The organism is Lysobacter sp. HA18 (genome assembly GCF_054057595.1).
In genome coordinates this window covers 2,344,421-2,356,483 of record NZ_JBSRZL010000001.1, presented here as the reverse complement: position 1 = coordinate 2,356,483, position 12,063 = coordinate 2,344,421, and the positions used below count along the sequence as shown (strand labels likewise).

General features: G+C 64.6%; 10 protein-coding genes. 9 read left to right on the top strand and 1 reads right to left on the bottom strand.

From position 1 onward, the window contains the following. Positions 1-32 precede the first annotated feature (32 nt). The 6 genes from ssb to ACVWWW_RS11595 are packed head-to-tail and all read left to right on the top strand — an operon-like array spanning position 33 to position 6,010. Positions 33-527: a single-stranded DNA-binding protein gene (gene ssb, locus ACVWWW_RS11620; RefSeq protein ID WP_027083407.1), complete on the top strand. Its 495-nt coding sequence runs from the start codon at positions 33-35 to the stop codon at positions 525-527. Between the two features lie 32 nt (positions 528-559). Beyond that, positions 560-1,612, top strand: a complete 1,053-nt coding sequence (gene rfbB / locus ACVWWW_RS11615; protein WP_027083408.1) for a dTDP-glucose 4,6-dehydratase — start codon at positions 560-562, stop codon at positions 1,610-1,612. Further along, positions 1,609-2,502, top strand: a complete 894-nt coding sequence (rfbA, locus tag ACVWWW_RS11610) for a glucose-1-phosphate thymidylyltransferase RfbA (protein ID WP_027083409.1) — start codon at positions 1,609-1,611, stop codon at positions 2,500-2,502. Before rfbB ends, rfbA begins: the two co-directional genes overlap by 4 nt. Then, positions 2,499-3,056, top strand: a complete 558-nt coding sequence (gene rfbC / locus ACVWWW_RS11605) for a dTDP-4-dehydrorhamnose 3,5-epimerase (protein WP_036142081.1) — start codon at positions 2,499-2,501, stop codon at positions 3,054-3,056. The genes rfbA and rfbC overlap by 4 nt, the downstream gene beginning before the upstream one ends. Further along, a complete protein-coding gene (gene rfbD, locus ACVWWW_RS11600) occupies positions 3,053-3,964 on the top strand; it encodes a dTDP-4-dehydrorhamnose reductase (RefSeq protein ID WP_027083411.1) in 912 nt (303 codons plus the stop codon). The genes rfbC and rfbD overlap by 4 nt, the downstream gene beginning before the upstream one ends. A gap of 57 nt (positions 3,965-4,021) precedes the next feature. Beyond that, positions 4,022-6,010, top strand: a complete 1,989-nt coding sequence (locus tag ACVWWW_RS11595; RefSeq protein WP_081672151.1) for an alpha/beta hydrolase family protein — start codon at positions 4,022-4,024, stop codon at positions 6,008-6,010. Positions 6,011-6,087: 77 nt separating this feature from the next. Here ACVWWW_RS11595 and ACVWWW_RS11590 read toward each other — a convergent pair whose 3' ends face one another. After that, complete coding sequence (locus ACVWWW_RS11590; RefSeq protein WP_027083413.1) at positions 6,088-7,911, bottom strand: oligopeptide:H+ symporter; 1,824 nt, start codon at positions 7,909-7,911, stop codon at positions 6,088-6,090. 269 nt (positions 7,912-8,180) lie between these two features. Between ACVWWW_RS11590 and ACVWWW_RS11585 the strand changes: the two genes are divergently transcribed. From ACVWWW_RS11585 to ACVWWW_RS11575, 3 genes are all read left to right on the top strand, one after another. Then, complete coding sequence (locus ACVWWW_RS11585; protein ID WP_036142084.1) at positions 8,181-10,247, top strand: alpha/beta hydrolase family protein; 2,067 nt, start codon at positions 8,181-8,183, stop codon at positions 10,245-10,247. A 107-nt stretch (positions 10,248-10,354) separates the two neighbouring features. Beyond that, the gene (locus ACVWWW_RS11580) at positions 10,355-11,119 is read left to right on the top strand and encodes a histidine phosphatase family protein (RefSeq protein ID WP_027083415.1); all 765 of its coding nucleotides are present in this window, start codon (positions 10,355-10,357) and stop codon (positions 11,117-11,119) included. Next, positions 11,116-12,060, top strand: coding sequence for an NAD(P)H-hydrate dehydratase (locus tag ACVWWW_RS11575; protein WP_036142087.1), 945 nt, complete (start codon positions 11,116-11,118; stop codon positions 12,058-12,060). The genes ACVWWW_RS11580 and ACVWWW_RS11575 overlap by 4 nt, the downstream gene beginning before the upstream one ends. Positions 12,061-12,063 lie beyond the last annotated feature (3 nt).

Sequence of the window (12,063 nt, the reverse complement as noted above, 5' to 3'; positions counted from 1 at the left end):
GTCGTCACCACGACCCGGAAAGGACAGGACACATGGCACGCGGCGTCAACAAGGTCATTCTCGTCGGCAATCTCGGCAACGATCCCGAGGTCAAGTACACGCAGGGCGGCATGGCGATCACCTCGATCAGCCTCGCCACGACCAGCGTGCGCAAGGACCGCGAGGGCAACCAGCAGGAAAAGACCGAGTGGCACCGCGTCAAGCTGTTCGGCAAGCTCGGTGAGATCGCCGGCGAGTACCTGAAGAAGGGTCGCCAGGTCTACATCGAAGGGCGGCTTGAGTACTCGACATCGGGCGAGGGCGATGCCAAGAAGTACTACACCGACATCATCGCCGACGAGATGCAGATGCTCGGCGGCGGAGGCGGCGAAGGAACTAGTGCCAGCGGCGGCCGTGGCGAGTTCCGCAGCGGCGGCGATCGTCCGCAGCGCGCCCCGCAGTCCACGCCGGCTCCGCGTCGCGAAGCACCGGCCGCGCGCAACAACGATTTCGGCAGCGACTTCGCGGACGACGACATTCCGTTCTGATCGCTGCAATGTCCCCATCAGGAGCATCCCGCTTGACCACGTGGCTAGTGACCGGCGGGGCCGGCTTCATCGGTGGCAACTTCGTGCTGGACGCCGTCGAGCGAGGCGTCCGCATCGTCAATCTCGATGCGCTTACCTACGCCGGCAACCTCGACACGCTTTCGTCGCTCGACGGTAATCCGAACCACTTGTTCGTGCAGGGCGATATCGGCGACGCGGGGCTGGTTGAGCGCCTGCTGGCCGAACACCAGCCGGATGCGGTAGTGAACTTCGCTGCGGAAAGCCACGTCGATCGCTCGATCGACGGGCCGGCCGCGTTCGTGCAGACGAACGTCGTCGGCACGCTGAGCCTGCTGGAAAAGACGCGCGATTACTGGAAGTCGCTCGATGCGTCGCTTCGCGATGCATTCCGCTTCCTGCACGTCTCGACGGACGAGGTCTACGGCTCGCTCGGCGAAACCGGCAAGTTTACCGAGACCACCCCATACGCGCCGAATTCGCCCTACTCGGCGTCGAAGGCGGCGTCCGATCACCTGGTGCGTGCGTTCCACCACACATACGGCCTGCCGGTTCTGACGACGAACTGCTCGAACAACTACGGGCCGTTCCAGTTCCCCGAAAAGCTCATTCCGTTGATCATCGCGCGCGCGCTTCGCGGCGAGCCGCTGCCCGTATATGGCGATGGCCGCAACGTCCGCGATTGGCTTTTCGTCGGCGATCACTGCTCGGCGATCAGTCGCGTGCTGGAGGCGGGCCGCGTCGGCGAGACGTACAACGTCGGCGGCAACGCCGAGCGCGAGAACATCGAGGTCGTGCGCACGATCTGCAGGCTGCTCGATGCGAAGCGCCCGCTGGCCAATGGCCGTGCGCGGGAATCGCTGATCACGTTCGTCACCGACCGCCCGGGTCATGATCGGCGTTATGCGATCGATGCATCGAAGATCGAGAACGAACTCGGCTGGTCGCCAACCGCTACCTTCGAACAGGGCATCGAACTAACCGTCGACTGGTATCTGGAACATCAGCCTTGGGTCGAGCGCGTGCTGGACGGCAGCTACCGACTCGAACGGATCGGGCAAGCATGAGCACGACCGGTCGCAAGGGCATCATCCTCGCCGGCGGTTCGGGCACCCGGCTGTATCCGATCACGCAAGCCATCAGCAAGCAGCTGCTGCCGGTGTACGACAAGCCGATGATCTATTACCCGCTGAGCGTGCTGATGCTCGCGGGTATCCGGGATGTGTTGGTCATCAACACGCCGCACGAGCAGGCGTTGTTCAAGACGCTGCTGGGCGATGGCTCACAGTGGGGCATGCGGATCGAATACGCCGTGCAGCCGAGTCCGGATGGTCTTGCGCAGGCGTTTCTGATCGGTGAGGAATTCCTGGCCGGCGCACCGAGCTGCCTCGTGCTCGGCGACAACATCTTCCACGGGCCAGGGCTCACCGGGATGCTGCACGAGGCCGACGCGCGCATCGACGGGGCGACGGTCTTCGGATACTGGGTCAACGATCCGGAGCGTTATGGCGTCGCCGAGTTCGATGCCGACGGCCGCGTGGTGGACATTGAAGAAAAGCCCGCGCAGCCCCGCTCGAACTATGCAGTGACCGGCCTCTATTTCTATGACGGCCGCGCGAGCAAGGTCGCCTCCAAGCTGAAGCCTTCGCCGCGGGGTGAACTCGAAATCACCGATCTCAACCGCGCGTATCTCGAGGAAGGTTCGTTGCATCTGCAGCGGTTGGGTCGAGGCTACGCCTGGCTCGACACCGGTACGCACCAGTCACTGCTGGAAGCGTCGAACTACATCGAGACCATCGAAGCGCGTCAGGGTCTTCGCGTGTGCTGCCCGGAAGAAATTGCGTGGGGGAACGGTTGGATCACCAATGAAGACCTGATCCGTCTCGCGCAGCCCCTCCGGAAAAACGGGTACGGGATCTATTTGCTTAGTTTGATCGACCGTGGGCGCATCCCTTGAAGCTGATTGAAACTCGCCTGCCGGGTTGTGTAGTGGTTGAACCCACTGTCTTAAGCGACGACCGCGGATTTTTCTACGAATCGTTCAACTTCGATCGTGCAGCGCTACCGGGTATGTCCGGCTGCTTTCGCCAAGGCAACATCTCGTCCTCCCGACGCGGCGTACTGCGGGGTTTGCACTACCAGTGGCCCAATCCGCAAGGAAAGTACGTCACGGTCCTCCAAGGAGAAGCTTGGGACGTCGCGGTCGATATACGTCGCGGCTCGCCGACGTTTGGCGAGTGGACTGCGGTGCTGCTTAGTGGCGAGAACAAGCGTCACATGTGGATACCGGAAGGTTTCGCGCACGGTTTTGTCGTGACGGGCGAAACTGCGTTGTTCTCGTATCTTTGCACGGCCACTTACGACCCGACCGCTGATGCATCCATTCGCTGGGACGATCCCAAGCTTGCCATCGATTGGCCGGTGTCGGCTCCGTCTCTGTCTCCGAAAGACGCCAACGCATCGCTGCTCGCCAACATTCCTGCGGATAGGCTGCCGGCATTCGACGCATGACGACGCTCGTCATTGGCGCCAACGGCCAAGTTGGCCAAGCGCTTCTGAGTCATGCGCCGCGCGATGGGTCTTGGGTCGCGTCTTCGCGAAATGGGGACACCGTCGGGGATGTGCGAACGCACGCGCTCGATGTCACTGACGCCGTGGCGGTGGCGTCGCTGATTTGCGAACTGCGACCTGAGGTCGTGATCAATGCGTCGGCGTTCACGGCAGTTGACCGCGCCGAAACAGAGCGCGATGCCGCGTTTGCAGTGAACGCGCAGGCACCGCTCGTGATGGCGCACGCCTGTCACGAGGTCGGCGCGTTCCTCGTGCACTATTCGACTGATTACGTTTTCGATGGCAGCGGTAGCGAACCGTATCGCGAGATCGACGTCGTAGCGCCTCTCGGCGTATATGGACAGAGCAAGCTTGCGGGCGAGCGCTCGATATTGGGCAACGCGGCGAGTTCGCTGGTCATCCGTACGGCTTGGGTCTATTCGCCGCACGGCCACAATTTTCTTCGCACGATGCTGCGCCTTGCCGCGGAACGCCCGGAGCTGCGGGTGGTAAATGATCAGGTCGGTGCGCCGACGACCGCCGATTTCATCGCCCGCACTACTCTTGAGCTGCTTGCGCGCGATCGCCGTCCGACGGGGCTGTTGAATGTGGTATGCGCCGGCACGACGAGCTGGCATGGGTTCGCATCCGCGATCGTTGACGGCGCCTTCGAACGCGGGATGCTCGCGCGTCGTCCGGCTGTTATCGGTATCTCCACGTCTGAGTTTCCAACTCCGGCGAAGCGCCCGGCGTATTCCGTGCTGTCGACCGGCAAGCTTCGCGCAACAGGCATCGCAACGCCGGATTGGCGCGATGAGCTGGCGCGCACCCTGGATGCGATGACGGGACGGAGCGGCGCGAACCCCTGATAATGGCGGCGGGGAGCAGGCCGGGGGTGGCCTGCCGCATCAGCCGAAGGGGACCGCATGAAATCGTTGAAAACCGTGACCGTCGCCATCGCGATGGCGTTCGCATGGGCCGGCCAGGCGCAAGCCGTCGATGTCGATTCGTTCATTCGTCGCGACAAGTTTGAAGCCATCAAGATCTCGCCGAAGGGTGACTACTTCGCAGCGACAGTTCCGATGGAGGATCGAACGGCGCTTGTCGTGCTCCGGCGTAGTGACAACAAGCTCACCGGCAGCTTCGACCTTGGACGTAACACTGCCATCGCGGACTTCGACTGGGTCAACGACGAGCGTCTGTTCATCTCAGCAGCCGAAAAGTTTGGCGCTCTTGATCGCCCTTCGGCAACTGGTGAGCTTTATGGGATGAACGCCGACGGCTCGCACATGGAGCTGCTCGTCGGGTTCCGTGCACGAGGCGAGATGGGTACGCACATCAAGAAGAAGCAGGCGGAAGATGTCGCTGCCTTCCCGATCGATATGCTGCAAGGCGACGACAAGTTCGCGATCGTCGAGGTTGTCCCGTTCGCCGCCGATCCGTTCGTCCGGGCCGAGCGCATCGACGTCTATACGGGGCAGCGCCAGCGTGTCGCCATGGCGCCGATACGCAAAGCGAGTTTCGTGACTGACAACGACGGCGTCGTTCGGTTCGCGGACGGCGAAGAAACCAACCTCGTCGGGAAGCTGTACTACCGCAGCGGCGACGGCGCCGCGTGGGAACTCGTCAATGATGAGTCCGTGTCCGGGCACCGCGAACATGCGATTGGGTTCTCCGTCGACAACCAGACGGCGTATCTCGAGGTCGACGACAAGTCGCACCCCGCCCGCCTCGTATCGCTCGACCTGAAGACGCACGAACGCAAGGACCTGTTCGGCGACAAATCGGCCGATCCGGCAGACGTCATCTATCGGCACGGCACGCAGCAGCCGGTCGGCGTCATCTTCGACGACGGCAAAGGGCGCACGCAGTTCTTTGATCCGACGGGCGCCGAGGCGCGCCTGCAGAAGAGCCTTGAGGCCGCGTTTGCCGGCAGCCGCGTCTTCGTGACGTCAGAAACGACGGACGGTGCAACGGCACTGGTGCGTGTCTCCAGCGATCAGAACCCGGGCGACTACTACTTGTTCGATACGGTGGCGAAGAAGGCGCAATTGCTGCTCAGCCGCCGTGACTGGATGGATCCGGCCACCGTTCACGCGGCGGAACCCATCGTGTTCAAAGCGCGCGACGGGCTCGAAATCCACGGATATCTGACGCGTCCTTCGGGCGCAGCCGGACGTCGCGTGCCGATGGTGGTGTTGCCGCACGGCGGCCCGTTTGGCATTTCCGACACGTGGGACTACAACTGGGAGCGTGACCTGCTCGCCAGCGCGGGTTACGCCGTTCTCCAGGTCAACTTCCGTGGTTCCGGCGGTTATGGGCGTGGCTTCCAGGAGGCGGGCGGCCTCCAGTGGGGCAAGGCGATGCAGGACGACCTTACGGACGCAACGCGCTGGGCGATTGCGCAAGGTGTAGCGGATGCATCGAAGATCTGCCTGTACGGCGCAAGCTACGGCGGCTATGCCTCATTGATGGGCGTCGCCAAGGAGCCGAACCTCTATCGTTGCGCGGCCGGCTACGTTGGTGTCTACGACCTTCCGACCCTCTACACGAACGGCGACACCAACGACACGCGCAGCGGCCGCAACTACATCGAACAGTGGATCGGCGCGAAGGGCGAGCTGCCGGATTCCTCATCGCCGACCAAGGTCGCGCGACGGATCAAGGTCCCCGTATTCCTTGCCGCGGGTGGTGAGGATCAGCGTGCACCGATCCAGCACAGCAAGATGATGGAGCAGGCGTTGCGTCAGGCGGGTGTTCCGGTGGAGACGCTCTACTACGACACGGAAGGCCACGGCTTCTACAAGATCGAGCACCAGCGCGAGTTCTATACGCGCCTGCTGGCGTTCCTCGCGAAGAACATCGGTGGTGAGGTCGCGACGACGTCGACGGGTAGTGCGGCGACTGCGAAGTAACAGCGAGACGTCATTTGCAGGAACGAGAAGGGCGCCCGAGGGCGCCCTTCTTTTTGCGTCGACGAAGCGGCGAAACGTCAATGCACGCCGTGCATCCACTTGCGCAGCAGTGGCGACAGGGCAAACGCTGCGATCGCGCAGCCGACGCCGATCCACATCATCATCCAGAACAGGTGCGCGTACTTCGCGCCGGCTTCGACCATGTTGATCGTCGCGCCTTCCGCGATGTCGAGCGATGCGAGCTTGCCGAACAGCGCGGCGAGTGTTTCGGAAAACGCGGTCGCGAGGAACCAAGTACCCATCATCAGGCTGACGACGCTGCGAACGGACAGCTGTGTCACCGCGGACAGACCCACGGGTGCGAGGCACATCTCGCCGACTTCGAGCACAAAGTAGGCGAGCACCAGCCACCACACGCTCGCCATCGCGCCGGTCGCTCCGGCGTGTTGCGCGGCCCATGCGAGCGGAATGAAGCTGAGGCCGCCGAACAGCAGACCGAGCGCGGACTTGGTCGGTTTGGACGGGTCCAGGCCGCGACGTCCGAGGTAGGCCCATAGCGCACCGAATGTCGGCGCAAGCAGCACGATGAACATCGCGCCGAGGTAGGTCAGTGAGCCGGCGGTCTGCGGCAGCACGAGCGCGTCGCGGACGAGGAACACCAGCATCGCGAGCACCGACAGGCCGAACAACGCGCGCGGTGCCGTCGACTGCGGATTGCGGTCCGACAGCGATGCGGAGACCACAAACGCGAGCGGCGCGAGCAGCAGCGAGATGATCGACCACGGAACCGAGCGCATGAACTGCGCGAACGTCACCGCAGGCGCACCGGCGGCCTGCACGTCGGGCAGCTGCTGCACGAGCGACGGGACGATGTCCTTCGTCAGCATGCGGTCCGTAAACGTCACCCACGAGCCGTAGGTCTGCTCGTACAGGGTGAAGAACACCAGGCACATCGCGATCAGCAGGATCAGTGCGTACATCTGCTGGCGCTGCACCGGCGTGCATCGCGTCGCGGTGAACCAGAAGAACCACACGAGCACGCCGACCATCACGAGGATCATCAGGCCGAGCGCGAGCGAGATGCCGCCGGGCAGGCGGAACACGCCATTCGCGACGGCGTACATCAGTCCTGCAACAGGAACGAGGCCGAGGATCGCACCGACATAGATCGCGAGCTCACGCGGAAGCCCGAACACGCGTTCGCGCAGCAGTTCGGGCCGCGGCGGTTCCGCATGGCCTTCCAGATATTTCTGGCCCCACAGGAACTGTCCGAGGCCGAGGGCCATGCCGATGCCGGCGGCGCCGAAGCCGTATTTCCAGCCCAGCGTCTGGCCGAGATAACCGCAGACGATCGACGCGAACAGCGCGCCAAGGTTGATGCCGGCGTAGAACAGCGAGAAGCCCGAATCGCGACGCGGATCGTCTTCCGCGTACAGGCGTCCCACGATCGTCGAGATGTTCGGCTTGAGGAAGCCGACGCCCATGATGATCAGCGCGAGCGAGAGATAGAACGCGCGCAACGCGGATTCGTCGCGCACGACGCTGCCGGCGATGACATGCGCATCGTGGCCTTCGATCGTCATGCCGAGATGGCCGAGCACCAGCAGGATGCCGCCGAAGATCACGGCCTTGCGCGTGCCGAGGTAGCGGTCGGCGAGCATGCCGCCGAACACCGGGATGCAGTAGACGAGGCCGCCGTACGCGCCGAGCACGTCGTAGCCGGCGGCGTCCTTGAACAGGTGGTGCTTGAGCAGGAACAGCAGGAGCAGCGCCTTCATTCCGTAGAACGAGAAGCGCTCCCACATCTCGGTGAAGAAGCAGACGTAGACGCCCTTGGGATGGCCGAACAGGTCGCGACGGGGATCCGCGGCGAGCGCGGCGACATTCGAGGCTTGCGTCACGCACCACTCCGGCGTGCAAAAGGTGCCCGAGTATAGCCACGGGCCTGCGCGCAGCCGGGCGGGGTACGCGTGTCGTTCAGCGGCCTGCTCGCGTCGCGGCGCCGTGTTGCAGTGCACGACGCCGCGGCCCCGTCGCGATGCCCACGCAGGCCGCCACGCGGACGTCGCGACGGATACGCAGCCGAACGGTGCGCACGCAGCACGCGTTCGCTTTGCCACCACCGGCCGTACGCCTACCATCGGCGACCTTGTCCGATCGTGGAGTTCCGATGCCTCGTCCCGCCCTGTTGCCCCTGATGGTCGCCGCCGTGCTGCCCTTCGCCGCGGGCGCCGCGCCACACGGCCTGCAACCTAAGGAACTGGCCACGCTCGACCGCTTTTCATCCCCGGCGCTGACGCCGGACGGCAAGACGCTCGTGTACGCGCGACGCGTCGTCGACTTCGACGCCAACAAGGCGTCGAGCGCGCTGTGGACGCAGGGCACCGCCGGCTCGTCGCCGAAGGCGTCCAAGCGCATCACGCCCGAAGGTTGGAACGTCAACTCGCCCGAAGTTTCGAAGGACGGCAAGCGCGTTTACTTCCTGAGCTCGAAGGGCGGGTCGTCGCAGCTCTACTACGTGCCGGTCGGTGGCGGCACGCCGGTGCAGGTCACTGCGCTTCCAATGGACGTGAATGCGTTCGCGCTGTCGCCGCAGGGCGATCGCGTTGCGGTGTCGATGGAATCGTTCGCCGACTGCGCGGCCGACCTCGCCTGCAACGCCAAGCACGCGCCGAAGACCGAGACGCCGAAGACGAGTGGTGTCGAGTTCGACCACATGTTCATCCGACACTGGGATGCGTGGAACGAAGGCAAGCTCAATCGCCTGTTCGTGGTCGACCTGCCGGGCGCAGGAAAAACCGCCGCGACCGCGAAGCTCGTCAGCGGAAACGTGGTCGCCGACGTTCCGTCGCGCCCATTCGGTGATTCGACCGAATTCGGCTGGTCGCCGGACGGCAAGTCCGTCGTGTTCAGCGCGCGCAATTCCGACCGCGACGAACCGACGTCCACCAACTTCGATCTCTACCTCGCACCCGCCGACGGCGTGGGCGAGACGCGCAACCTCACCGCGGCTAACAAGGCGTGGGACACGGGCGGCGTGTTCAGCGCCGACGGCAAGACGTTGTACTACCGCGCGATGAAGCGCCCGGGCTTCGAGGCCGACCGCTTCGCGCTGATGGCGATGGACCTCGCGTCGGGCGCGACGCGCGAGATCGACCCGAAGTGGGATCGCTCGGCCGATGGCATCACGCTGTCGAGTGACGGCAAGACGATCTACACCACCGCCGAGGACATGGGCGAGCATCCGCTGTGGGCGGTCGACATCGCATCGGGCGGCGTGACCAAGCTCGTCGGCGACGGCACGGTGTCTTCGTTCGACGTCGAGAACGACGTACTCGCATTCACCCGCAACTCGATGAAGTCGGGCGACCAGTTGTTCGCGGGGGGCCTCAACGGCGCGGGCGTGCACGCGCTCGGTCCTTCGGCGGGCGACATGCTTGGCGACGTGCGCTTCGGCGACTTCGAGCAGTTCAGCTTCAAGGGCTGGAACAACGACACCGTGCACGGCTACGTCGTGAAGCCGTGGAACTACCAGGAAGGCAAGACGTATCCCGTCGCGTTCCTGATCCACGGCGGCCCGCAGGGCAGCTTCGGCAACGGCTGGAGCTACCGCTGGAATCCGCAGACGTATGCGGGTCAGGGCTACGCGGTCGTCATGATCGACTTCCACGGCTCGACCGGTTACGGCCAAGCATTCACCGACGCGATCAGCCAGCACTGGGGTGATCGCCCGCTGGAAGACCTGCAGAAGGGTTGGGCGGCCGCGCAGAAGCAGTACAACTTCCTCGACGGCAACAAGGCCTGCGCACTCGGCGCGAGCTACGGCGGCTACATGGTCTATTGGATCGCCGGCAACTGGAACCAGCCGTGGAAGTGTCTGGTCGACCATGACGGGGTGTTCGACAACCGCATGATGGGTTACAGCACCGAAGAGCTGTGGTTCAGCCGCTGGGAGAACGGCGGCACGCCGTGGGAACACCCGGATCTGTACGAAAAGTACAACCCGGTGAACTACGTCAAGAACTGGCGCGTGCCGATGCTCGTCGTGCACAGCCAGCAGGACTTCCGCATCCCGGTGGAGCAGGGCATCGCGGCGTTCAGCGCGCTGCAGCAGAAGGGCATCGAGTCGAAGTTCCTGTATTTCCCGGACGAGAACCACTGGGTACTCAAGCCGCAGAACAGCGTGAAGTGGCACGAGACGGTGAACGACTGGCTGCGTCAGCACATCGGCCAGTAAGCGGGTCCAACCGCGGACCACGACGCCCGGCATCGCAAGGTGCCGGGCGTTTTCGTTGTGGCAGCGCGTTGACGGGCCGTAGCCGCGCCGTCGCGCAGGCTGCTTGCATGAACGACACGCAGAAGTGGCCCGACCGCCTGTGGATCGTCCGGCACGGCGAGTCGGCGGGAAACGTCGCGCGTGATCGCGCGCGTGCCACGGACGCGCTCACGTACGACTACGGCACGCGCGATGCCGACGTTCCGCTGTCGCCGCTTGGCGAACGGCAGGCCGATGCGCTCGGGCGATGGTTCGCTGCGTTGCCCGAACACGAACGTCCCGATGTGTTCCTGTGCTCGCCGTATGTGCGCACGCGGCAGACGCTGGCGCGCGTGCTCGAGCAGTGCGACATCAACTGCGACCGCATCCGTCTCGACGAACGACTGCGCGAGCGCGAGTTCGGCATCTTCGACGGGCTCACACGACTCGGTGTCCGCGATCGCTATCCCGATCAGGCGCATGCACTCGAAATGATCGGCAAGTTCTATCACCGCCCGCCCGGCGGCGAGAGCTGGTGCGACGTGATCCTGCGGCTGCGCAGCGTCGTGGACACGATCACGAGGGAGTACCGCTGCGACCGCGTGCTGATCGTCGCGCATCAGGTCACCGTGTTGTGCTTCCGCTACCTGCTCGAACGCATGACTGAAGCGCAGGTGCTGGAGATCGATCGGCAGAAGGATGTCGCGAATTGCTCGGTCACCGGTTACGAGTTCGATCCCGTGCGTAGCAAGTCCGGCAAGCTCGTACTTGAGCGTTACAACTTCGTCGCGCCCATCGTCGAGGCGGGCGAGCACGTCACCACCGAACCCGATGTGCCGGCGGGGCCGAAGTGAGGTCGCCGCGCGTCACCGCGATCTCGCCTGCGTGGCTGAAGCGGCATCCGCTGCCGCAGCCGTCGCACGAGGGCGACAAGGATGCGCGCGGTCGCATCCTTGTGATTGCCGGCGCGGGCGAGATGCCGGGGGCGGCGCTGCTGTCGGCGGTTGCTGCATTGCGTGCGGGTGCGGGGAAGTTGCAGGTCGCGACGTGTGCGAGTGCGGCCCCGCTTGTCGCCGCCGCGGTGCCCGAGGCGCGCGTCGTGTCGCTGCCGGAAACGAAGTCCGGCGCATTGGCGACCGCAGCGCGCGGTCGTATCGACGAGATGTCGCAGCATGCCGACGCGATCGTGGTCGGTCCCGGATTGCTGGAGGCCGACGCGACGTCGCGGATGCTCGCTGCATGGCTTGCTGCGCTTCCCGAAGTGCCTGTGGTGATCGACGCCGCGGCGCTGTGCGCATTCGACCGCGGCGCCGATGCGATCTCGACCAGTCGCGCGTTGCGCATTCTGACGCCGCATGCCGGGGAAGCTGCACGCCTGCTCGGTTGCGAGCGCGAGGTCGTCGAGGCGAATCCGCTGAAGCTCGGCGTCGAGATGGCGAAACGCTTTCGCGCCGTCTGCGTGATGAAGGGCGCGACGAGTTACATCATCGATGGTGTCGCGCTGGATGATGGCCGCGGCGATGCGATCGTGTCGAACCGCTACGGAAACGTCGGCCTCGCGACGTCGGGTTCCGGCGACACGCTGTCGGGGATCATCGGCGGGTTGGCGGCACGTGGCGTCGATCCGTTCCATGCCACGGCGTGGGGCGTGTATCTGCATGCAGCCGCGGGCGATGTGCTGGCGCGAGAGCAGGGTGGGCCGATGGGATTCCTAGCGCGCGAACTGCTCGATGCGATTCCGCAAGTCATGCAGGCGAGGTCGGTGCAGCCGTCGCGACGCAAACCGACGCGCTGACTC

Excerpts from the sequence above, each read along its gene's own strand:
- ACVWWW_RS11585 (WP_036142084.1), top strand. The coding sequence starts at position 8,181 with ATGCCTCGTCCCGCCCTGTTGCCCCTGATGGTCGCCGCCGTGCTGCCC.
- ACVWWW_RS11580 (WP_027083415.1), top strand. The coding sequence starts at position 10,355 with ATGAACGACACGCAGAAGTGGCCCGACCGCCTGTGGATCGTCCGGCAC.
- rfbA (WP_027083409.1), top strand. The coding sequence starts at position 1,609 with ATGAGCACGACCGGTCGCAAGGGCATCATCCTCGCCGGCGGTTCGGGC.
- ACVWWW_RS11595 (WP_081672151.1), top strand. The coding sequence starts at position 4,022 with ATGAAATCGTTGAAAACCGTGACCGTCGCCATCGCGATGGCGTTCGCA.
- ssb (WP_027083407.1), top strand. The coding sequence starts at position 33 with ATGGCACGCGGCGTCAACAAGGTCATTCTCGTCGGCAATCTCGGCAAC.
- rfbD (WP_027083411.1), top strand. The coding sequence starts at position 3,053 with ATGACGACGCTCGTCATTGGCGCCAACGGCCAAGTTGGCCAAGCGCTT.